Here is a 23445-nt window from a genome sequence, read left to right on the forward strand (position 1 = left end):
AACTAATGGAGTGGGCTGCTCGGGGTAGCATGATTAGTTTATCTTTCGGATAGTATAATGAATGGTCTGGGCAATTATCAGCCCCTCGCGCACTATGTAGGAATCTGCTCCGTCATCTATTTGTGAACTGTCTGAATATGCAGTCCATTCCAGAAAAGCTATTTCATCTTCAGAAAGAAAATTGATATAGTTAAACTCCGCTTCGGGGAAATCCTTTATCAGCATTTTATTTAATTCCCTTAGTCCTTCATGTCCTTTATAAATACCATGCGTAGTAAGCAGGATCAAATCTTTGGAAAAGTTTTTCTGCAGATCCTCTTCTATAGATCCCTTTTTAGAAAGTTCCAGATGATCTTTTAATACTTCTTCTGTAGTTCTCATAGGCTAAAAATTTTATATTTAAACTAGGCTTTAAAAAATTGTTTGCAGCACATTCTATTTTTTGGGATCATCCCTTATGGACACCATTTTTCTTGTTGAGTTCCAAATACCGATCACTGCTGCCAGTATGATTATATTTTTCATGACATACTGACCTTTCATGGTTAATACAAATGGGAAATGGGAAAACATTTGTTCGGGAAAAATGAAGAAGGTTGAAAAAGTTCCTAACATATGCAGGAAAAGTAAGCCTAAAGCCCATTTCAAAAACTTCCCCGATAACAAGGATATGCCAATAAGGCTTTCAAAAATAGCCAATATAGGCATACAACTTCCTTGTGGAAAGAATTGGCCGGTGAGGGTACAAATGGTTGAGGAAGCCAAATCTTCCGCCGGGCTTAGCCCAACAAAAAATTTAACCATCCCAAACCAGATGAAAATTATGCCAATGCTCCACCTTAAAAAGGTTATGGCCTTACCAGAATTAAAATGGATTTTGTATTTTATCATTTAGTTGATAATTTTATTTCTGTTTTTAAAAGTTGTGCGGCTACAATCGTAAATACTACCTGTACGCCCGCAAAAATAATTAACGCCTGATCTAACCCTAGTTTCAATAATTCCCCAAAAATCAGACTACCGATACCAAAGCCCGTAAACAATGCAAAAACGTTGAGTCCCATTGCTTGTCCACCCTGTTTTTTGCCGCCCAATTCGGTTACTATACCTGCAAATAAAGGTTGCGTGAGGTCGTATCCGAAAGAAATCAAGGTGACTGCAAGGGCTGCAACAAGAACGGGTATTTCCAGAGCGAGACTGGCTGTTGCTATGGCTGCTGTTGCCAAACCTATTAAAATAATCGGATAACGCCCCCTACGATCAGCTGTGCGCCCTATAAGGGAACCAAAGAAAAATCCTGGCAGGCCATAACCGAGAATGGCCAAACCAATTTCTATTGGCCCCAGATCATACTTTTGCACAAAATAGACCCCTAACCAGGTATAAATACCTGAATGGAAGATCCCGTTCCAGAATACGAATAAATACGTCCTTAGCCCCCGCCGGAAAGCAAGTAGCCTGTAAAACCCACCTAACATGTTTTTTAATGAAGTATGGCCGGATTTATGAGGTTCCTGTTTCCAGCCCATTCGGGCTACTTGTATCCATAATGCCAAAGCGGCCAATAGTGCAGTTGCCAAAAATAACATGCGCCAGCCTGTATAAGGTTCCAACATTACCCCGGCGGTAGAACCTAAAGCCATTCCTCCTTCCATAGCGGCAAATAAAAGTCCCAGGGGTCTCCCCCTTTCCGAAGGTTTGAACATATCTCCTACAAGGGCCAGGGACATTGGCACCACACCGCTTGCCCCTAAACCCGTGAGCAATCGTAACAGGATGAGTTGTGAAGCAGATTGCACCAGGGCGGTTATCGCTGTTAATACAATAAAAGCCAGGAGGGATATTTGAAGTATGCGTTTTCTTCCAAATTTATCGGATAGGAGGCCATAAAAAAGTACTGAAACTCCATAAGCCAGCATGTAAGCGGGTACTATAAGACCAATCCGCTGTTCTGATACATTAAAAATAGTTGCCAGTTTAGGAATAAGTGGCGCTATCATATACGCCTGAAAAAATATTAAGCCCGCTGCCATGACCAGGGGTGGAAAAATGGTTTTTAATGGTTTATTTGAATTGGGATTTTCCATTACTCTGTATTATTTTTACTGGGAATTTTAAAGCTGTTATATTTATTTGGCTTCTTGAATAAACTGCCATCTCACAGTTATAAAGATGTCAAACATAAAATCTAACCTGGGGTGGTATCCTAATGTTAGCTTCCTTATTAAAAAAAGGAGCAACTTTTTAGCCGCTCCTATTGGAAAAAAAAATCCTACAACTGTTTTTTAAGCTGCCATTTTTTTACAGCTCTCGGCACAGGCATTGCATTTTTCTGCGCATTGCTTGCAAACTTCACTGTCAAACTTTGCACATTCATCAGCACAGGCTTTACATAAGTCGGCACAAATAGCACATAGCCGTTTTGAGTAATCAGACTGGCTGGCTAACAGCTGGACGCACGCACTGCATAAAGCAATACAATCCAGACAAAATTTGTGGCATTCTTTCATGTCTGGTTCCCCCAAATGTTGGTCAAGGCAAATTCTCGCCGCAGTAATGCAGGCGTTGCAATCATCGATACATTTTTGCATTTCTGAACTTAATGGTTTCATAATTTAAATGGTTTTAGTTACTTCCTGATCTGTTCGGAAATCAGAAATAAAAGATTAAGAGCCGAACCTCTTTTCAAATATCGACTCATAGCCCGGGGGGTAGGCAAGCCGATTAATAAAGATTTAACATTTTAATTTGATTAAAAAAAAAGGCAGCCAAAAATGGCTGCCATAAAAAGTTTCAGATTTTAATTTCAGTACGATGGTTTTGCTAACTGGCTTTTCCTATTCCTGCTTCGATAAGTTTTTCTTTGCTTATACCATTGTTTGTACAGCACTCAAGCAATTTTCCATCAACCGCCACCGCGGGAATTCTCTTTACACCGTACTCCTGCACTTTATCTATACAGGTCTTATCCTCACATTGTTCCACCAGGTTATAGGTGGTAATCTCGCAACTATCGCAGGATAATTCTTTTACCATTTTCACTACCGGATCGCATACCGGACAATTTGCCGTAAATATTTCTACTTGTCTTTTCATTTATATGAATTTAATTTAACAATCAGTTTTATCCTTATTTTCAAAGAACAGTTCAAAGATAAGAGCGGAACCAGGGTGGTCTCCAAATAAAAAAACCTGTTTTTGTAAAACAGATTTTAAATAGTATTAAATTAAATAGAAGAATATTTTACTCTGGTCTATTTTCAGAAATATAAGATTCTAGTCTTCGTTTAAGTTCATCAACCTCCTTCATTTTATCGGTAAGGCTGTTAAGCTCAAGATCAGGGAATTGTTTTCTTATGAATTCAATTCGCTCTTCATTACCGCAATTACCGGGACAGGCCTCCACCGTTTCTGAAATTGTAATCGCCAGCGCTTTGCGGTACACTTCATCTAAAAGAAGAAAATGCGCCTTATCAAGCCCTTTTTGCGCAGCTTTGAACTGGATCAGGATCTTTTCTGGATCTTTATTTTCATCCAGCATTTTTATAAGTCCGTTAAGCTGGCCGCTGATGCTCTGCAAGCGGGTTTTTATATCTTTACTTAGATCTCTAGGAATCATATTTTTAATTTTCAGCAAGATACATCTGGTGTGGGGGAGGTCTCCAAAAGTATTTTAAATTTTTAGCAGCAATTTGTTCCTTCCTGAATGGGTGGACAGGCAAGAGTACCATAAGAACAATAAACGCAGCAATCACCTTCCTTTGGTTTCAATAATTGACTGCAATTTTCGCATTGGTAAAAAAACTGACAGGCTGTTGTGGGCATTTCTTCTTCTTTTGTATGTCCGCAACCAGGACATGTAATGGTAGATACTAGTTCTATTTCCATAATCTTTTTATTTTTAAAGCATATGAGGGATATCTGATGACAATGTTGGATATGTAAATATCATTGTTCTTAACTCATTGATTTTTATTTTGGTCTTTATCGCCATGGCGAATAAATTGATGGTTTCCTCCGCGTTAGGGCCTATTAAATGGGCGCCAAGAATAGTCTGATTTTCTTTATCAATAATGGTTTTGTAGGCATATTCCTGAACATTTAATCGTTTTGCATTGAACCAGCTTTCCGCATTGTTATAATTAACTTGATATTCAATTTGTTGTGATTTGGCTTCTGCTTCGGTCAATCCTACTGATGCCAGTGTGGGTAACGTAAAAACTACGGAAGGCATTGGGGGATAATTGACTTTTTTCTTGTTCCCTTTAATGAGGTTTGAAGCCACAACATGTCCTTCCATCACCGCAACAGGGGTAAGGGGCAAGCCTTTAGAATCTGCCGAATCTCCCGCTGCATAAATATTGGAGTTAGAGGTGCTTTGAAGATATTCGTTGACTGTGATTCCTTTTTTTGAAAAAGATATCCCTGCTTTTTCCAAATCTAAATCAAAAATCGCTGGAGGACGACCGGCCGAGTTAAAGACAGATGCTGTCTTATAAGCTGACTCTTTTCCATCTGATTTTCCTGTTACTACATAATGGCCTTCTTTCTTTTCAATTTTAGAGACGTCGGTTTTCAAAACCAGTTTAATTCCTAGCTTTCGGGTTGCATCCACAAGATGTTGTAAAATGTCACGATCAAAGTTTTCCAATGGAAATTCTCCGCGATGTAATATAGTTACATCGGCACCGGCCCGCGCAGCGATATGAGCAAATTCAAAGGCAATGTAGCCACCTCCAATACATAAAAGTGATTTAGGTAGCTTTTTCAGGTTAAGGAATTCTGTACTTGAAAGTGCCAAATTTCCACCTTCAAAATCCAGTACCCGGGGTTTTGCACCTGTTGCGATTACGAATTTATCTGCTTCAATAACTTCATCTCCTACCTGTAAGGTGTTATTAGATACAAATTTAGCTGAAGTGTGATAGGTGTCTATGTCTTTATTCTTATATCCTTTTTCAATTTTAGGAGGCATGGCATCCACAAAAGATTGCTTAAAAGCCATAATATCTTCCCAATTGACTTCAGGTACGGTATCTATTCCATTTCCTTTAAGCCTTTGCGCAAAATCACGTACTTCAGTTGCTCCTATAATCACCTTTTTAGGATCACAGCCTCTTAGGGCACAGGTTCCACCGTAGGGAAGTTCATCGGTAATTCCCACCTTAAGGCCTTTGGAGGCACATTTATTAGCAACGGTCATACCTGACATCCCGGAACCTATTACAAATACATCATATTTTTTCATCTACTTCTCTTCTTTATTTTCTGTAACGATTACTTTATAACCAGTTTTATTTATTGCTTCTCGAATTGCGACCAAATCAACTTTAGTTTTATCATATTCTACCACGGTATTGGCATTTTCGTAACTCGCCTTGACTGATAAAATACCATCCAGATTATTTACCTCACTTTCTACGTGGGCTTCACATCCTGCACAGGTCATTCCCTCAACTTCAAAGGTGTGCTTTATTATGTTTGATTGAGAAACATACACTATATCCTTACTGGGCTGTGAATAAAATATATTGGAATAATAAGGGAAAGCCAGCATCAATCCGGCAAATACTGTAACTATGAATAGAAAATTTTTGGACTGCCAAAAAGATGGTTTTGCTTCCTCGTCGCAGGCACAATCTATTTCTTCTTGTGTTTTAGGTTTCAATTTTAAATACCAGGCCAAACCAAGAATTCCTATAGTAAGCGCAATCAAATAAGGACGAAAAGGTTCTATCCAGGAAAAAGTGGTTACAAGTCCACTACTACCTGCTAAAATTGCCAGGAGGGGAGTAATACAACATACGGAAGCTGTTACTGCAGTAATTATGCTCAAATATGCCGGACTATTTGATTTTTGGGAAGTTTTCATTTTACGCAGTTTTTTTAACCATTTTGATAGTAGTGAAAACAGCATCAAGTACAGCTGTTTTATCCTTCACTAAAGAATAATATAAGGTTTGCCCATCTCTTCTTGAGGAGATAAAACCCGCATCTTTAATTTTCCGGATGTGTTGAGAGATTGCCGGTACGCTCATTTCTAAAATATCAGCAATATCACAGGGACATAATTCGTCTTCCATGTTCAAGAGGAATAAAATTTTTAAACGCACCTCACTACCAGCAATAGATAGTAGTTTGGTCATATCCTGAAAATTATCATCCATTTTTTCAAGAACATTTTTACAATTGAGAAGTTGTTGATGATCAGCTTGGGCTCTTGTACACGAAATTTCCATGGTTAATTTATTATTTAGATTTCAAAGGTATAATAAAATACGTATTTAAGCAAATACTTAAATAATGTAATTAACATATTCTGCTTTATACATTTAAGAGATTATGACCATTATCTATGAGTTGTATAGCAGTCAGCACATTACCGCTTCATTTCGCTAAATACTCCATTTTGGGTAAAGAGCTTTCTTAAGAATATCTTGAGCATCCTTTTCATTTTTTCTCTTGATGTATTCGATAAATAATAAGTTGTGCTAATCTTATAGCCTTATTCTATAAACTAAGTAACAAAGGACGCCCGCTTAATAGGAATTCCATTTATTCATTTACTTCGCTTCCGGTTGTTTCTCAATTTCAGTATTTCCATTTCCTTCCCGGCCGTTGCTGTCCCTACCTTTTTTGTAATGCAAAATACCAATATTTAGAAGTTAGTACAGGTTGCATAAGCCAGTCGTCCCTCCTTTTTATAAACCTTCCCTAATTCTAAATATTGAAAATGTATCAGCATCAAAAAAGGTAACAGCAAACGGCTCTATAGGAAGTAAATCAACAAATAACAATTATGAAATCATTTCAAAACAACATACCCGGAAGCGAAATAAAAAAATTAAAAAAGGAAAACGCTCCGGATATAATAAGTAAATCAATGTTTAATCAACCTATATAAAAAAGCAGGTATCTAAATCTTTTAATTATGAGTAATCTAAGAAATCAAGTACAGTTAATCGGAAACGTGGGGAATGCCCCTGAAATTAAAAACTTCGAAAGTGGTAAAAAAGTAAGCAGTTTTTCACTGGCTACCAATGAATACTATCACAAGGAAGGAGAGAAAATTCAACAAACCGACTGGCACAATGTAGTGGCCTGGGGAAAACAGGCACAGCTTATCGAGAAATATGTTGATAAAGGTAAAGAAGTGGCTATCCGTGGCAAACTAACTTCCAGATCCTATGAAACCCAAAGCGGAGAGAAACGATATGTTACCGAAATTTTAGTAAGTGAAATCCTCTTTCTTGGAAATAGAGAAATTACTGATTAAGAACCCAAAAAACAAAGAGGGCGTTCCCTTCGAAAGTTGCGCCCTCTTTTAATTATTAACCCTTTAAATAAGCTAATAATGAAATCCAAAGTTAATGAAATAGCGATAAGCTACAGCGGAAGTTTAAAAACAAATTTGCTTCCAAAAATAACCAGTTCCAGGTGTGCGGCAGAATTAGCCTTTGAGCAATGGAATAAAAATAATATTGAATTGCAGGAAACTTTTAAAATTATACTGCTCAATAATGCTAATAAGGTTAAAGGAATTTATGAAGTTTCGAATGGAGGTATTACCGGAACCCTGGTCGATGTTCGAATCCTATTTGCAGTAGTATTAAAGTCCTTAACCACGGCAATAATTTTATTGCACAATCACCCCAGCGGAACCCTTAGACCAAGTGAAGCAGATAAAAGCCTGACCAGAAAAATTAAAAATGCGGCATCATTTTTTGATGTTAAAGTACTGGATCATATTATTCTTATTCCTGATGGTAATTATTACAGTTTTGCGGATGAGGGAATTCTGTAATTTACCTGGCCAATGCTAACCAGATTTTAAACACTTCTATTTTTAGAGGTGTTTTTTTGGCTTAAGATTTCTCAACGAATCTTAAGCAAAGCAGCTCCAAAAGAAACACAAAAATAGTCTGGTTGGTTGTGCTCAAAAATAAGGAGCATTTCACATTCAGTTCAAGTAAAAAAGGAAAATCCGCTGTTACCTGGATTTTCCTTTCTATCATTAAATGAAAAATTCAAATGATTATAAATATAGAAAAAAATTATTCGTTAGGTATTCTTTGTCTTGATTTTATAAAAAAAATGTATCTTTATTTCGCTGATCTTCAGCATTCAAATTTACGCAGGGCTATCTATTTTTGACTTTCGCCGATAAACCTGCACATCAAAAAAAATATTAATCCGGAAATTTTTTCCGGGAATTGGCAAGTGGCTTTTGACTGTCTATTAAGACAGCCAACAGTCCAAATTGTACGGAATTTTTGTCCCGCGCTGCGGGACGAAAAGGAGTAGCAAGAGGGTAACACGCTACGCGATGTTAAGCACTCCTTTTCGTTTTTAAACAACTGTAAACCAGTTGTTTAAAATTTATTTAAATTCCTGAGTTTAAGCAATTTGCGACAAATGGCTTGCCAATGCCCATATTTAGGGAAGAATTTGCGACAAATCGGCGAATTATGGACTCATTTATCGGCATCAGGTTCAAAAAGGAAACAGCTAAACGTTTTCAGGAATTTTCAAGAACACACTTCAAATCACACACCGAAGCCCTGGCAACAATGCTCGACTTTTTCTTCTATAATGAAATTTCCCCCCACGAAAAATTAGGGCCAACCGGCAGGACTATCGAAGCTTCTTTTAAGAAACGTATCAATGCAGTTATTGCCATTATGCGTGATATGGAAAAAACGCAAACTAAGCCTACAGCGGCGATGATCGCCTCACTTTTCCAAACCGAAGTGCCCAAGCAGAAACCCTTGATCCTAGAAAAGAAAATCCTCCGGGAGAAACAGGAGGGTGTTTCAAAACAGGAACAAGATAGTCTGGAGGAGAGAGATAATTCTGATAATATCCTGTAAAATTTCCTGCTATGTATATCACGATCACACCTCAAAAATTAGGTGGGAATTACTCCCAAAGTTCGGCCGGTTTTGTTAGCTACCTCGAAAAAGAAAATGAAGGGGTAGCCGAAGGGGCAAAGGAACATTTCTTTAATCAATATGAGGATGCCATCACCCCGGAGAAAGTTGTCAAAGAAATTGATAACAATACCGCTAAGCTCAAAAAGAAAGAACCGAAGTTCTATTCTATTACCGTTAGCCCTTCCAGATACGAATTAAAACGGCTGCAAAACAGTAGCAAGGAACTAAAAAGGTACACCCGGGAATTGATGAAGGATTATGTGGCCTCTTTTAACCGGGAAATAGACGGAAGGCCGATTAATATCAATGATATTAAATATTACGCTAAAATCGAACATCGCAGGAGTTTTAAAGGTACAGACCGCCAGGTTCGTGAAAACCAGCCTTACGCCACTAAAATTCTTCAACTCAAAAGTGAGATCCGAAAAATAGAAACCGGGCTGATGCAGGGAAGTATTCAGAAGCGGGAAAAGGAAATTGAGAAACTGGAAGCAAGGGCTCCACATCGGCAAGATGGTAAGCGAATCGTACAGGGAATGCCCAAATCGGGAAACCAAAGCCATATCCATATTATCGTAAGTAGAAAAGATGCTTCTAACTCGGTTAGCTTATCCCCGGGAAGTAAATACAAAGCTTCGGAAGTTAGCTTTAATGGCAAGACCGTTAAACGAGGATTTGACCGGGATCGCTTTTTTCAAAAGGCAGAAAAGACCTTTGATAAAACTTTCGGCTATCAGCGCAATTTTGTGGAAACCTATACGGCCCGAAAGGAATTTATCAAAAACCCGAACCACTATTTTACCGCGCTAATGGGATTACCCGCTAACGAAAAAGCATTTGCTTTTAAGCTTATCCGGGAATCGGGTATCTCGATGATGCCGAGCATTCCAACCTCCCAGGCACAACTTGCCCTCAAAATCTTCAATAGGCTTAAGAAAGGGGTGGAGGTAGCCGTTAAATCAAGTTCAATTGGTATTTAATTTAAATGTTATGGACATAGAAAACCTTCTTAGACTGCTTCTGATCATCGGGCTGATAAGCATATTATTCTATATATGTTTTAAGCTGATCAACCGCTTTGCTTTTATTTTGAATTTATTCTTAATGGTGGCCCTAGGCATTTATGGGGTCCAGGATAACCAGTGGATTCCGGCTTTGTTATTCCTGGGGTGTCCGTTGCTCCTGATCAATACCCTGATGTATGTTTTTTTACATACTCACCAGGATAATAAAAAAATCAATAAAAAATACCAGGTCGGTTTTGCAACCACCAAAGGAAAATTTAAACTGGAAAATATTAAACGGGGTGCTTCCGTTATTGGCTCTGCCGGAAGTGGAAAAACTGAAAGTGTAGTATATGGTTTTTTAAAGCATTTTCAACAGGAAGATTTTTGTGGGGTGATCCACGACTATAAGGACTTTGAACTCACTGAAATGGCCTACCCGCTTTTTAAAGACCGGGAAATTCCCTTTAAGATTATTTCCTTTGATAAGATCCTCCATCGGGTGAATCCCATCGCTCCACGATACCTGGAAAATGAGGAAAGCGTCAATGAAGTCTCCCGGGTACTGGTGGAAAACCTACTTGAACAACGAGAGTCAGGTACCTCGGGGACTACAAAATTTTTTAATGATGCCGCAGAAGGGCTGATCGGGGGACTGATCTGGAAATTAAAAAGCGATTACCCTAAGTTTTGCACCCTCCCGCACCTTATCGCTATTTACCAATACCTGGATACCGATAGCCTTATCCAATTTTTGGAAACTAATACTACTTCGCGTGCAATGGCCGATGCCTTTATTAGCGGTAAAGATTCTGAGCGGCAAACGGCCGGGGTGAAAAGTACCCTAGCCAATGCCCTTAAAAGGATCAGTACCCAACAGATCTTTATGGTCCTTTCTAAAGATGAAGTTCCACTTCATATTAATAGTGAGCAAAACCCTTCGGTTATTTCCGTGGTCAATAATCCCAAATACGAGGCTTCCTACTCCCCGGTCATAGCCACTATTATCCATACCATCACTAAACAAATGAGTGTGCGTAACTCTAAAGCTTCTTTCCTGCTGATGGAAGAGGCGCCGACCTTGCGTTTGCTCAATATGCACAGGATCCCGGCAACCTTGAGGAGTTATGATATCGCTACTATTTATGTAATGCAGGATAAGATCCAAAACGATATGATGTATGGGGATAAAGCCAGTAAGGCAATCCTGAGTAATCTTTCTTACCAGTTCTTTGGAAAGGTAAATGACCCCGATACCGCCAAATATTACGAGCGCTTTTTTGAAATTGTGAAAAAGCCCACGACCAGTGTCAACCGCGGGTACAGTCTTGATTTTGATACGAGGGTAACCACCGGGGAGAAAGAGATTCCAAAAATCCGTGCCGATGTTTTCTTTCGGTTAAAACAAGGAGAGTTTATAACCTATGCAGACGGGAAGGATAAAAAAGTACAGTTTAAATTGCAGAAGATTTACCGCGATCTACCTGCAGCTAATGATCAAAAACCTTATTCTAAAACTGATTTAGAAGCTAATTTTGAAAGGGTGTATAAGGAAGCCAAATCGATATTTGAGTAAGCTGAATATAGTTTTTAATTATCATTCATTTTTGATAATTGTCAAGTAAATAATATAAAAAACTTGACAATTTATGGATCAATTCACTATCTTTGCCATACTATGAATATTGCGACATCCATAAAGTTTCAAGTAGCTCGTATAAATACCGGGAAGGTATTTACCTATGATAGCCTATCCATTCCCCAGAATGAATTCTCTGCTGCTGCAAAAGCTTTAAGTAGGATGGCTGCCAGGGGTGTGATTAAAAGATATAAAAAAGGGATGTATTATAAGCCCAAACAAACTATTTTTGGGGAAATAAAACCAAGTGAGGAAGAAATACTTTATAGTTATCTTTTTGAAAATGGTGAGCCAATTGCATACATAACAGGCACTCGGTTATATAATGAACTTGGCCTTACTACTCAAATTCCTACAACGCTAAGAGTGGCCAGTTGGGATAAGATGATAAAAACCAAGATTGGAAACCTTGTTGTTAAGCCTGCTAAAAGTTATGCACCTGTTTCCAAAGGAAATATTCTTTTCTTGCAATTACTGGACGTAATGAAAGATTTTAAGAAAATTCCGGATCTGGATAAAAAGAAAGGGGTTGATTTTTTAAAGAAAAAAATCAAAGGGCTTTCTAACGCCGATAGAATGCAACTAGTTAATCTTGCTAAATCCTATCCACCCAAGGTGAGGGCATTTTTAGGAGCTCTTCTTGAAGCACTCTCTTTTAATGAAATGAGTGAACCGCTTAAAAACACCCTTAATTATTTAAGCAATTATGAATTCGGAATATCCGAAAAAATACTGACCACCACTACAAACTGGAAGATCTCCTGATGAAATTACATGATTTTAAAAATGCATTTCAGGGGGCTATTGTAGCTACTGCTCAACATTTTGGAATTTCTGAAATCTATGTGGAAAAGGACTATTGGGTTACTTTAGCACTTAAAGAGATTTTCACAAATGAATCAACCAGGGAGCTCGCCGTTTTTAAAGGTGGAACATCCCTATCTAAATGCTTCAGGATTATTGAGCGCTTTTCCGAAGATATCGATTTGGTCGTTATAAAACAGGAGGGGGAAACCGATAATTCCCTAAAACGAAAACTCAAAAAAGTCACTGGTGCACTGGAACCGGTTATGACTGTTATTCCTGACCATCCTTTAGAAAACAAACGAGGCAAAATTAGAAAAGTGGTTTATGGTTATGATAAAGTAGGCGTGGAGGGTGCCTTCGGCCAGATCCGGGATCATATTGTAGTGGAAGCTTCAAGTCTTGGGAAATCCCATCCTTCAGAAATAGTCAGTGTCCATTCTATGATTACCGCCTTTATTGCCACGACTAATAATGTAGATCTTATCAATGCGTACCACCTTGAACCTTTTAAGGTTAGGGTATTAAGTATAGAACGTACCTTTTGTGAAAAAATAATAAGCCTGGTCCGGTTTTCCTATACCGAAAATCCTTTGGAAGATTTAACAGATAAGGTTCGTCATACTTATGATTTGCATCAACTGCTGCAACAAGATAAAATCGCTTCGTTTTTGCAATCTGATGATTTTGAAAAAATGCTGCTGCAAGTTGGCAAAGATGATGATAAGGCCATTCCCAATGATAAGGAGTGGTTACTGAAACATCCGTCCCAGTCCCTGTTCTTTAGCCAATATGCTCTCAATAAAATGAAAAAAGCACCCTCAGTTGAATCCTTACAAAAAGTTTACATTCATGCAATTGAGAATGAAGATTATGAGACTTGTGAAGCTATTTTGGAATTTTGTCAGGGGAAAGGGATAAAACTTTAAAATAAGTATGTATCATGAGGTACTAGAAGAACATTCTTCTGAAGGTGAAAATGAATAATACCCGTTGATTTATACTTGCTTCGGTTTTGCAATATATTTAGACGAATTTTGGAGAAAAATACGCTTTGGGTTAATTTAATCTTCTATAAGAAAGGAAAAACAATATAGGTGTAAATGATTTTTTACTACCATCTTAGAGTCAAAAACCTATAAGTAATTTCGGCAGTCAAAATTGACAACCAAGTAGAATCTATCTGATAAATTGATAAAAGATTTGTGATTGAAAAAGAATGATGATAGGAGGTAAGTCTTTTTGGTGACGGTAATGACAGATATGTGAAAATTTATAGCACCAATTATATCTGCTTAGAGGCCACAACATTCCAAAAATAATTAAGGGGAATAGGCATTTTTCTTTTTGTGAAAATTTCTTGGTGAAATCAGTATTTAACCCAATATATTAATGTGTAGTTCAATAAATCAAGCAATTAGCAAAAATTGTATTAAAATAAGAGGCTATTTCATAGTACTCGAAAGAGATAATGCTGAGATAATCAGAGAAATAAAATTTTGCTTAAAACTGTAAAAACCAAGCAGAATTCTGTAAGGTTTCAATTGCTGAATCTCCAGTTTAGGAAGGCTCTCTTAATATTTATGATATAGGATATGTTAGAAATTCTCGCCAACAAGTCTTATAAAATTAAGCCCCGCCTAACACGGAGCTTAATTGCAGATTAATATTAGATAACGCTGTCTCTATCAGCCGAAAGCCGCCCCCATCATCTGCTAGGTGTTGGCCACTCTTTAACCGCTATCTTAAACTTGAATTCAAAAATAATGATTTTTAAAACAACCAGATTTTGCGTGGTTGGTTCCAAACTAATACGTTCTAAATTGTCTTAATTTTTTAAATTAGTCCACGCTTAACGCTTCCCTGACCACGTTGAGCTACAAAGGTACTATCTAAAAATTGATTACACTATCCAATGCATCATCAGCTTCCTTATGAATAAAGTTCGCTTGATAATTTATAGTGGTAGTCACCGACGAATGACGGTAAAGCTTTTGCAGCATTTGAATTGGGATTTTATCCCCAGAAATATTCCCAAAGCTGTGCCGTGCAATATGCATGCTCATTTTTTTCTTGATCTTCAGTTTGGATGCCACCCTTTTTAGTAGTCTGTTTAGGTTCCTATTTACACTTTGAGTCCTAATAGAAACTCTGTGAGTATCTGATAAGTCTGTATCCTCAAGGTAGTCAAAGATCAAATCCTGTTGGCAATCTTTTTTACGATATTGTTTAAAGATGGCCTCAGCCTTATCCGGTGTTTTAAGTGTTACCAGTTTACTGTTTTTGTTCATACGGTACATTAATCTACCATCATTAAAATCTGACCATTTTAATTTTAATACATCACCTACTCTGATCCCAGCGAAATAAAAACTGATAAGCCATATATGAACAGCTTTTTGCTGAGGTTCGGTCAGGTTAACGGCATTTTCCAGGCGTTGTATCTCTTTATGGTTTAAACCAATTTTCTGAGTTTCTGGAATTTTGATCTGAATTTTTCCTTTTCCGAAGGGATACAAACCTCGGTCAATTAAAGATTCAGATATGGCAAGATTATAAATAGTTCGTATTAAAATCAGGTAGTTCACTACCGTACGCGGTGAACGCTTTTTATCGTGAAGTAAATAGGCTTCAAATTTTTTAAGGAGTGAAACAGTTATCTCATTAAAACCTAATTCGTTTTTTTTTATAAATTTTTTTAGCTTTTTTAAGCGACCTACCTCAGTATCATACTGATGATGTCGATTCCTACTTTTTAAATTTTCCAGATGCTTATCTGCAATTTCAAAAAAATCAACTTTTTTATTCTGTGTTATTTTCTTTTTTATGGATTCAACATTCTGGTATTCTCTATTACTTTCAGCTTCAAGAACCTTTTGATTTGCTTCGGCAATTTTCGATATAATAAAATTATTGATGTAATTCGCATTAGGATGTTTTTTCCTCACACACCTATTCCTTTTATCCCAATACTTTTCTTCAATGTATTGGCCGGTTCCCAGAAACGTACTTTTTCTGTCTTTTGTGATCCTAATTGTTATGGGGAATTTGTTTTCTGAATTCTTCTTTTTTCGTAAAACTGCTCTAATGGTTGCCATAATAAATACATTGAGCTATAAATATAGCAAATTACGGGTACAACATAGGTACAACATTTATTAGTTTTAAGCCTTATATTTTAATATTGAAAAATATTAGTATAATTATAAGTCAATGAAAAACAGGTGTTTTGGTTCATTTTGGAGGGTGGAGGTTGAAAACTCATAACCCGAAGGTCACTGGTTCGAGTCCAGTTCCCGCTACTAGCAAAGACAAGGCTTTCGAAAAATCGGAAGCCTTTTTTTATTTCAACTAGTACAGAATAAGTACAGAATAGAGCATTTTTCATATACCAGTTTTTTCTAATATCAATTGCTTTCTTTTAATATTAAATACTATTAGAACCCAAGCGGAAATTAAAAGCTAAGTCTTTTAAATGAAATAGATTGACCATTCTTTAGAATCACCATTAGACCTATTTTAAATATAGTAATCAATTTTCATAACCCGTTCAGCACTTTTCTCAACTTTTCTCGAAAAGTTCCATTACGGGAAAAGAGCTTCCTTTCTAATATCTTGGACAAGATCCCCAATTTTAACTTTCCATTCCGTTAACCCTTTCCGATACTCTGAAGGAACATTTCATTCCCGAGCCAAAATGGTGAATTAAGTCCACTAAATCAGAATTGCATTTAATCATTTGGCGCCACTTCCTATGTTTTTATACTTCACCAAAGCCTATAGACCTACCTCCGCACCCTCACCGTCATACCCTTTTTTTGAAAGCAAAATACCAACATTTGGAAGTTGAACGGACTGCATAAGCCAGTCGTTCCTCCTTTTTATAAGTCTTTATCAATTCCAAATATTGAAAAATGTATCAGCAACAAAAAAAGGTAACAGCGAGGGCGCTATAGGAAGTAAATCAAAAATGAATCTCATGAAATCTTATAAAAACATACAGAAGGAAGCGGCACCAAAGAAAACAAAAAAGGAAAACCCTCAAGATATAATAAGTAAATCACTTCAAAAGAATATCAAAGCAAACTATCTGAAAGGTTCAGGTAGCATTTTAATTAACCTGCCTGTTGGAAGACAGGTCTTTAAATCTTTTAATTATGAAAACGCTTAAAAACAAAGTTCAGTTAATCGGAAATGTGGGGCAGACCCCGGAAATCAAGAATCTTGAAAGTGGTAAAAAAGTAGCTAGCTTCTCCATTGCTACCAATGAATTTTATAAAAATTCAAAGGATGAAAAAATACAGGATACTCAATGGCATAACATCGTAGCCTGGGGTAAAACCGCTGAAATCGTGGAAAGTTATGTTGCCAAAGGCAAAGAAATAGCCATTGAAGGTAAACTAACCAATCGCTCCTATGAAAATAAGGAGGGGGAAAAAAGATACGTAACCGAAGTAGTAGCCAGTGAAATTCTTTTGCTGGGAGGTAGGAATGCTAATAATAATCATTAGCAGTTAAATAAAAGAGGGCTGGAACTTGCTCACGGTAACGCCCTCTTTTTCATTTCAACTCTTTAAATCAAATTAAAATGAAAGCACAAGTTAATGAAATATCGATAAAATATCAGGGTAATTTTAAGATCTCACAGGCACCAAAAATAACTTCCTCAGTAAATGCGGCAGAGCTATTATTTGATACGTGGAATAAAGACCAGATAGGACTGCAGGAATGTTTTAAAGTCATGCTTTTAAACAATGCTAATAGAGTAAAAGGTATTTTGAAGTTTCTACCGGTGGGATTACCGGCACCCTTGTAGATCTGCGTATCCTGTTTGCAGTAGTATTAAAGTCATTAGCGGTGAATTTGATAATTTCGCATAATCACCCTTCAGGAACTTTAAAACCCAGTGAGGCAGATAAACGCCTGACAGAAAAAATTAAAAAGGCAGGGGAACTTTTAGACATTAAAATCCTTGATCATTTAATCCTGACCCCCGATGGTGATTATTTTAGTTTAGCAGATGAAGGCATACTTTAAATGCTATTATATATAATCGCAAAAATTACCTAAAGAACATCTCTGAAATTCCAGAGATGTTTTTTTATGCTTTGAAAATTTCAATTGATAAAAATTCCTTATCTTTAAAATGCTGATCTTCAGCGTTTATATTTACGTATAGTGAGCCTATTATTTTGACTTTCGCTGCTCCCTATACCCATCAATTTATTTTATAAGGAATCTTGAATTCTAAGAAAAAGGCAATTGGCGTTTAGCCAGATTGTATAATTTTTTTGTCCGCCTGGCGGGACAAAAAGGAATAGCAAGAGGGTAACACGCGATGCGATGTTAGACACTGCTTTTTTATTTTAAAATACTGTAAATCAGTCTTTTAATTGTATTCAGGATTTACTGAAAATTGAAATTTGCGGCAAATGGGCTTGAAACCCCAGTAAACAGGCAGGTATTTGCGGCAAATTGATAAAAACAGCGAAAATATGGAGCCTTTTAAGAATATTCGATTTAAGAAAAAAACCGCGGAACGTTTTCAGGAATTTTCACGTACCCATTTTAAAACCCATTCAGAAGCCCTGGCTACCATGCTTGATTTTTTTTTCTACAACGAGATTTCTCCGAAGGAAAAATTAGGTCCTACTGGAAGAAAAATAGAAAACTCATTGAAAAAAAGAATGAATGCGATTATCGCCATTATGAAGGATGTGGAAAAAAATAAAGCCAATCCAACCCTGGCGATTTTGCAATCCCTATTGGAAGGGAATGAACCGAAAAAGAAAACGTTGATCCTGGAAAAAAACAGTTCCCGGAAGGAAGATCAGAATAAATATTAAAAAACTGAATCATGTACATCACTATTTCAGCTCAAAAATTAGGCGGCACCTTTTCACAGAGTTCAGGGGATTATGTGGATTATCTGGAAAAAGAGAATGAAGGTGTGGAACAGGAGGATATGGAACATTTCTTTAATCAGGACAGGGAGGGTATTTCTGCGAGGGAAGTAGTTCAGGAAATTGACGGAAATACTGCAAAATTGAAAAAAGTCGAACCTAAGTTTTATGCCATTACTGTAAGCCCGTCTTCATATGAACTAAAAAGATTGCAAAACAGTAGTGAAGATCTCAAACGCTATACCCGTGAGCTTATAAAGGATTATGCCGCATGCTTTAACCGTGAAATCAACGGCAGGGCAATTACAGCAAATGATATTAAATATTATGCGAAAATCGAACATCAGCGGGCTTTTAAAGGAACGGATCGCCAGGTAAAAGAAAATCAGCCTTATGCCACCAAAATACTAAAATGTAAAGACGAGATTCAAAAAATTAAACGTGGTGTAAAAGAGGGTAATATTCCAAGCCTTGAAAAAAAGATCGTCAAATTGGAAAAGCAAGCACCACATCAGCAGGGAGGGGAACGAATTGTTCAGGGGATGCCCAAGGAAGGCAACCAAAGCCATATCCACATTATTGTTAGTCGAAAGGATGTCTCCAATTACTATAGTCTGTCCCCCGGAAGCAAATACAAAGCTTCGGAAGTGGAAATGAATGGGAAACTAGTGAAAAGGGGTTTTGACCGTGATCAGTTTTTTTCCAGGGCAGAACAAACTTTTGATAAAACCTTTCAGTATCAACGAAATTTTGTCGAAACCTATCAGGCCAGGAAAGAGTTTATTAAAAATCCGAAAATGTATTTCTCCGCGCTTATTGGTTTACCGACCAGTGAAAAAGCAATCGCGGTTAAGATGTTAAGGGAATCCGGGATGCCCATGCTACCAACGATCCCCGCCAATAAGGTGCAGTTGGCTTTAAAAGTATTTAATAAAATAAAACAAGGGGTGGATACGGCTATACGCTCCGGTTCAATAGGAATCTAATTTAAAAATTATGATAATGACGCTATCTACTATAATTGCCATGCTGCTAGTACTTCACATCCTGTTTTTTCTGATTTACAGGATCTCCAGATTCGCTTTTATGATTAACCTTATGATCACCGTCATTATGATATTTCTTATGGCATACCCAGGTCTGGATTTAAATGATTTATCTAGTCTCGTGCTTTATTATGGCTGTCCGCTATTATTGGGAAATACCGCCCTCTATGTATTCATTAATAGGGAGAATGATGGGGCTTCTGAAGCAAAATACAAGGTGGTTTTTAAAATAAACCATGGAAAATTTCAGATTAAAAATATCATGCGAGGTGCTTCTATTATTGGAGCTGCCGGAAGTGGTAAAACGGAAAGTGTGGTGCATGGTTTTTTAAAACATTTCAGCAACTATTCCTTTAGTGGGGTGATCCACGATTATAAGGATTTTGAAATTACGGAAATGGCCTATCCACTTTTCAATAATCCCGATATTCCCTTTTATGTGGTTTCCTTTGATAAAATACTGCATAGAGTAAATCCCATAGCACCCAGATATCTGGAAAATGAGGAGAGTGTGAACGAGATTTCCAGGGTGCTCATTGAAAATCTTTTGGAGCAAAAGGAATCTGGCGCGACCGGTACCAATAAGTTCTTTAATGATGCTGCGGAAGGCCTGGTTGGCGGACTCATGTGGAAACTTAAGACTTCCTATCCCCAATACTGCAGCTTGCCACATTTAATTCTGATTTATCAAATTCTGGATACCGATAGCCTGATTGCTTTTTTGGAGACCAATCCTACTTCGCGTGCCATGGCCAGCGCATTTATTAGCGGGAAAGATTCAGAAAGGCAGACGGCAGGGGTAAAAAGTACGCTGGCCAATGCCCTGAAAAAAATCAGCACCAAACAGATTTTTATGGCCTTGTCAGCAGATGAAGTTCCCCTCACTATAAATCATCCGGAAAACCCGGCAGTTATTTCCCTGGTGAACAATCCCAAGTATGAAACTGCCTATTCCCCGGTGATAGCGACTATACTGCATACTATTACCAAGCAAATGAGTGTTCGAAACTCAAATCATTCATTCCTTTTAATGGAAGAGGCTTCCACGATTAGATTGCTGAATATGCACAGAATCCCGTCTACCTTGAGAAGCTATGATATCGCTACGGTTTATGTAATGCAGGATAAGATCCAGAATGATATGATGTATGGCGATAAAGCCAGTAAAGCTATTTTAGCTAATTTATCCTATCAATTCTTCGGAAAAGTGAATGACCCGGACACCGCAAGATATTATGAGCGATTTTTTGAAATCATCAAGAGTGAAACCAAAACGGTGATGCGGGGGACAGGTCTTGATTTTGATACCAAAATATCAACCGGAGAAAGGGAAATGGCCAAAGTGAGGGCCGATTCTTTCTTCCGTTTAAAACAGGGGGAATTTATTACATACGCCGATGGGAAAGATAAAAAAGTACAATTTAAAGTTCCAAAAATCGAACGAAATTTACCGGACGATTCCATATTTTTTTCAGAGGCACAAATAGAGGCTAATTTTGAGAGGATTTACGAGGAGGTGAGGTCGATATTTAATTGATCAATCTATGATACTAAATTATTACATTATAAAACTATAATCTTAGTGGAGATAATTATATATTATTCAGCAGTATTTTAGATTATAAAAAACAGCAATAAAGAATGATAGATGATTATAAAGATGAATTTCTTTTGAGATTAAAAAAGAGCTTACTTTTTATTACATTAAAGAAAAAATGTCTTGAAAAAGATTCAGAGGTTATAGCACTTGTAGAAAAAATGACCTCATTTGCTTTCCAAAGAACGAAAACCATCGTGCGACATATGGGTGAATTCACTCTACACGATGGAGACCATTTATTTCGTGTATTACACCTAATGGAAAGGCTCATACCCCAAGAAAAAATTGAAAAGCTTTCACCACCAGAATTATTACTGCTTATTGCCGGTGCCTTTTTTCACGATATCGGTATGGCACCAAATGAAAGGGAAGTTTTGGCTTGGAAAAAAATATGGGATAATGAGCCTGATTTAGATGCTGAAGAAAAAAGCTTTCATGACGATTTTAAAAGATTTTATAACTCTAGACCTGAAGATGAAAAAAAATTGAATGAACTGATTTCTAAAGATCAATTTTCTCAGGCAGAACTTGTAAAATCTTATTTAATTACAGAATATATTCGGCAAACTCACGCTGACAGAGCTAGAACAATTATAGAAAAAGACTGGTCAAATAAAGTAGTGTACCGAGATACTGATTTGACAGTAGATCTTGCACAGATTTGCTATAGTCACAATGAGGATGCCTTAAAACTTTTGGATCTAGATAAAAACCTAGTTTGTGGTCCAGAAATTTATGCTTGTTTGCCTCTTGTGGGGGTTATTTTGAGATTAGCGGATATTCTGGATTTTGACGGAAAGAGAACCCCGAAAATTTTGTATTCTCATTTGTATGTGAGAAATCCAATTTCTGTAAAGGAATGGAATAAGCACAGAGCCGTTGAGGCATGGGAAATTAGTCCTGACTTGATACAGTTTAGCGCAAAATGTTCTCATCCAGTAATTGAAGCATCAATTCACGAATTTTGTTCAATGATTGACCACGAGCTTAGTCTCGCAAATAATGTAATATCAGCTTTAAATGATTTCCATTTTTCAAAGGAGAGAGACTTACACTTAAAATTACCCTTGCAGGTAAATAGAGAAAAAATTAGGACTAAAACAGATATAAAAAATAAGCCTCTATACATCTATAAGGATACCAAATTTAACCTTAGCAAAACCCAAGTAATTGACCTTTTAATGGGAACTAAACTTTATGGAAACCCAGAGGTTGCATTACGTGAGTTGCTACAAAATTCTATTGATGCTTGTTTACTAAGAAAAGCACAGGAAAGCACGTGGGGAAATTTATACGAGCCAGAGATTTTGGTGAAGTACTATACCGAAAATGGAGATAATGTTCTTGAAGTAATAGATAATGGAACTGGTATGGATGAAGACATAATTGATAATTATTATTCCAAAATCGGTTCTTCTTTTTATAAATCTAAAGACTTTTACAACCTAAAAGCAGAATCAAATGCAGAGTTTTACCCAACATCCAGATTTGGTATTGGTATTCTATCTTGCTTTATGATTTCTGATGTATTGATTGTTGATACCAAAAGAGTGTATGGTCCTCATAGATCAAGCGATTCATATAATATTACGGTTGAGGGTCAGGAGAGTATATTTTGGATAAAAGATGGTAAGCGAAACAAACCAGGAACCACCACAAAATTAATTTTAAGAAAAAATAAAAACCCTTGGGAGGATATGTCCGAGGGTAAGTTCATAGAAAATGTCGAAAGTGTTATTCCAAATCCCCCTTTTAATATAAGAATTGAAACTAACTCATATGAAAAAACTAGAAATATCAATAGTTTTAAAGAAATTACCTCTTATGAGTTGAAGGATTATTCTTGGGAACAAAATGAGAACATTAGGTTCATTGAAATCAAAATTGATCGAGAGGATATAGGAATTCTTGGTTCCGCTACTGTGGCAATTTTGGAAAGCCATGATAAGCCAGTCAAGTATCTTGAACTCAATTCTAGAGATATTGAGGTCGAGGGAAAAACTTTCACACTTGAGAGAGAGCTTAAAATAAGTGTTAACTCAATAGATGAGAGTTCCAGGTCAATCACAATAAGTGATGACGGAGATATTAGAACTGATAATTCTTCTAGCGATTTGACAAAGTCAAAATCTCGCCTTTCTCTTCATGGAATTGAAGTGCCAGCTAGTCTGTTTCCGGAATCTTGGCGGATGAAAAATAATCAGGTTAAATTAAGTTGGCCATTTCCTTTGATTTTAGTAGTAGATGTTTGTGGAGAAAGGGATTTAGATCTCAATTCACCAAGAACAGAAATTATTGTAAGTGAGAAGTGGACGGATTTTGAGGAACAATTAGCCAAAATAATTTGTCAAGGAATAAGAAATAAAGTCTCATCGGTTTATTGGAAGGAACTTGTAGAAATCTTTAAATCATCCGTTAGAAGTAGTGATAATTTCAAAAGAGCTCTAAATAGTTTAGTTTGAAAAATCACCTTATTAGTACGAAGTTGCATTGGGCATATTAGATACATTTAAAAT

The 23445-nt window shown here is 36.9% G+C and carries 24 protein-coding genes and 1 pseudogene; 15 read left to right on the plus strand and 10 right to left on the minus strand.

What is annotated here, in order from left to right:
* Positions 1–33: 33 nt before the first annotated feature.
* Positions 34–381, minus strand: coding sequence for a nuclear transport factor 2 family protein (locus AC2S94_RS06330; RefSeq protein WP_037317185.1), 348 nt, complete (start codon positions 379–381; stop codon positions 34–36).
* A gap of 205 nt (positions 382–586) precedes the next feature.
* On the opposite strand from AC2S94_RS06330, the gene AC2S94_RS06335 reads away from it, so the two are divergent.
* Positions 587–895, plus strand: a complete 309-nt coding sequence (locus AC2S94_RS06335) for a hypothetical protein (protein ID WP_156284927.1) — start codon at positions 587–589, stop codon at positions 893–895.
* Here AC2S94_RS06335 and AC2S94_RS06340 read toward each other — a convergent pair.
* The 8 genes from AC2S94_RS06340 to AC2S94_RS06375 form a co-directional block, all read right to left on the minus strand.
* Positions 888–2087, minus strand: coding sequence for an MFS transporter (locus AC2S94_RS06340; protein WP_037317179.1), 1200 nt, complete (start codon positions 2085–2087; stop codon positions 888–890). The two genes, AC2S94_RS06335 and AC2S94_RS06340, sit on opposite strands and share 8 nt — an antisense overlap.
* 198 nt (positions 2088–2285) lie before the next feature.
* Positions 2286–2612 (minus strand): four-helix bundle copper-binding protein, encoded by a 327-nt coding sequence (locus AC2S94_RS06345; RefSeq protein ID WP_037317176.1) that lies wholly within the window; start codon positions 2610–2612, stop codon positions 2286–2288.
* A gap of 211 nt (positions 2613–2823) precedes the next feature.
* Positions 2824–3096: a thioredoxin family protein gene (locus tag AC2S94_RS06350; RefSeq protein ID WP_037317174.1), complete on the minus strand. Its 273-nt coding sequence runs from the start codon at positions 3094–3096 to the stop codon at positions 2824–2826.
* A 148-nt stretch (positions 3097–3244) separates the two neighbouring features.
* Positions 3245–3619 (minus strand): metal-sensitive transcriptional regulator, encoded by a 375-nt coding sequence (locus AC2S94_RS06355; protein ID WP_037322012.1) that lies wholly within the window; start codon positions 3617–3619, stop codon positions 3245–3247.
* Between the two features lie 62 nt (positions 3620–3681).
* On the minus strand, positions 3682–3888 hold the full coding sequence (locus AC2S94_RS06360) for a GDCCVxC domain-containing (seleno)protein (RefSeq protein WP_081912600.1): 207 nt from the start codon (positions 3886–3888) through the stop codon (positions 3682–3684).
* 13 nt (positions 3889–3901) lie between these two features.
* Complete coding sequence (locus AC2S94_RS06365; RefSeq protein WP_037317171.1) at positions 3902–5248, minus strand: dihydrolipoyl dehydrogenase family protein; 1347 nt, start codon at positions 5246–5248, stop codon at positions 3902–3904.
* Positions 5249–5872, minus strand: coding sequence for a mercuric transport protein MerTP (gene merTP, locus AC2S94_RS06370; protein WP_051935782.1), 624 nt, complete (start codon positions 5870–5872; stop codon positions 5249–5251).
* Position 5873: 1 nt separating this feature from the next.
* Positions 5874–6239, minus strand: a complete 366-nt coding sequence (locus AC2S94_RS06375; RefSeq protein WP_037317168.1) for an ArsR/SmtB family transcription factor — start codon at positions 6237–6239, stop codon at positions 5874–5876.
* 692 nt (positions 6240–6931) lie between these two features.
* On the opposite strand from AC2S94_RS06375, the gene AC2S94_RS06380 reads away from it, so the two are divergent.
* The 7 genes from AC2S94_RS06380 (at position 6932) to AC2S94_RS06410 (ending at position 13309) form a co-directional block, all read left to right on the plus strand.
* Positions 6932–7276: a single-stranded DNA-binding protein gene (locus AC2S94_RS06380; protein WP_037317165.1), complete on the plus strand. Its 345-nt coding sequence runs from the start codon at positions 6932–6934 to the stop codon at positions 7274–7276.
* Positions 7277–7354: 78 nt separating this feature from the next.
* Entirely contained in the window at positions 7355–7804 is a 450-nt protein-coding gene (locus AC2S94_RS06385; RefSeq protein ID WP_037317162.1) for a JAB domain-containing protein, read from the plus strand.
* A gap of 664 nt (positions 7805–8468) precedes the next feature.
* Complete coding sequence (locus AC2S94_RS06390; RefSeq protein ID WP_156284930.1) at positions 8469–8870, plus strand: BfmA/BtgA family mobilization protein; 402 nt, start codon at positions 8469–8471, stop codon at positions 8868–8870.
* Between the two features lie 11 nt (positions 8871–8881).
* A complete protein-coding gene (gene mobB / locus AC2S94_RS06395; protein ID WP_156284932.1) occupies positions 8882–9913 on the plus strand; it encodes a MobB family relaxase in 1032 nt (343 codons plus the stop codon).
* Between the two features lie 10 nt (positions 9914–9923).
* Positions 9924–11513, plus strand: coding sequence for a type IV secretion system DNA-binding domain-containing protein (locus AC2S94_RS06400; RefSeq protein ID WP_156284934.1), 1590 nt, complete (start codon positions 9924–9926; stop codon positions 11511–11513).
* 102 nt (positions 11514–11615) lie between these two features.
* Positions 11616–12341: a DUF6088 family protein gene (locus tag AC2S94_RS06405; RefSeq protein ID WP_156284936.1), complete on the plus strand. Its 726-nt coding sequence runs from the start codon at positions 11616–11618 to the stop codon at positions 12339–12341.
* Positions 12341–13309, plus strand: coding sequence for a nucleotidyl transferase AbiEii/AbiGii toxin family protein (locus tag AC2S94_RS06410; protein ID WP_156284938.1), 969 nt, complete (start codon positions 12341–12343; stop codon positions 13307–13309). Before AC2S94_RS06405 ends, AC2S94_RS06410 begins: the two co-directional genes overlap by 1 nt.
* A gap of 963 nt (positions 13310–14272) precedes the next feature.
* Here the strand turns inward: AC2S94_RS06410 and AC2S94_RS06415 are convergent.
* Positions 14273–15478, minus strand: a complete 1206-nt coding sequence (locus AC2S94_RS06415; RefSeq protein ID WP_156284941.1) for a site-specific integrase — start codon at positions 15476–15478, stop codon at positions 14273–14275.
* An 809-nt stretch (positions 15479–16287) separates the two neighbouring features.
* Here AC2S94_RS06415 and AC2S94_RS06420 point away from each other — a divergent pair.
* The 7 genes and pseudogenes from AC2S94_RS06420 to AC2S94_RS06450 all read left to right on the plus strand — a co-directional run bounded on the left by AC2S94_RS06420 (position 16288) and on the right by AC2S94_RS06450 (position 23391).
* On the plus strand, positions 16288–16551 hold the full coding sequence (locus AC2S94_RS06420) for a hypothetical protein (RefSeq protein ID WP_484630644.1): 264 nt from the start codon (positions 16288–16290) through the stop codon (positions 16549–16551).
* Positions 16538–16891: a single-stranded DNA-binding protein gene (locus tag AC2S94_RS06425; protein ID WP_484630645.1), complete on the plus strand. Its 354-nt coding sequence runs from the start codon at positions 16538–16540 to the stop codon at positions 16889–16891. Before AC2S94_RS06420 ends, AC2S94_RS06425 begins: the two co-directional genes overlap by 14 nt.
* A gap of 77 nt (positions 16892–16968) precedes the next feature.
* Positions 16969–17417 (plus strand): annotated as a pseudogene (locus AC2S94_RS06430) (JAB domain-containing protein).
* Between the two features lie 458 nt (positions 17418–17875).
* On the plus strand, positions 17876–18226 hold the full coding sequence (locus tag AC2S94_RS06435; RefSeq protein ID WP_484630646.1) for a BfmA/BtgA family mobilization protein: 351 nt from the start codon (positions 17876–17878) through the stop codon (positions 18224–18226).
* 11 nt (positions 18227–18237) lie between these two features.
* The gene (gene mobB, locus AC2S94_RS06440) at positions 18238–19269 is read left to right on the plus strand and encodes a MobB family relaxase (RefSeq protein WP_484630647.1); all 1032 of its coding nucleotides are present in this window, start codon (positions 18238–18240) and stop codon (positions 19267–19269) included.
* A gap of 16 nt (positions 19270–19285) precedes the next feature.
* Entirely contained in the window at positions 19286–20866 is a 1581-nt protein-coding gene (locus tag AC2S94_RS06445; protein WP_484630648.1) for a type IV secretory system conjugative DNA transfer family protein, read from the plus strand.
* Between the two features lie 104 nt (positions 20867–20970).
* Entirely contained in the window at positions 20971–23391 is a 2421-nt protein-coding gene (locus AC2S94_RS06450; protein WP_484630649.1) for an HD domain-containing protein, read from the plus strand.
* The last annotated feature ends 54 nt before the right edge of the window (positions 23392–23445 follow it).

Source organism: Christiangramia pacifica, assembly GCF_057221535.1.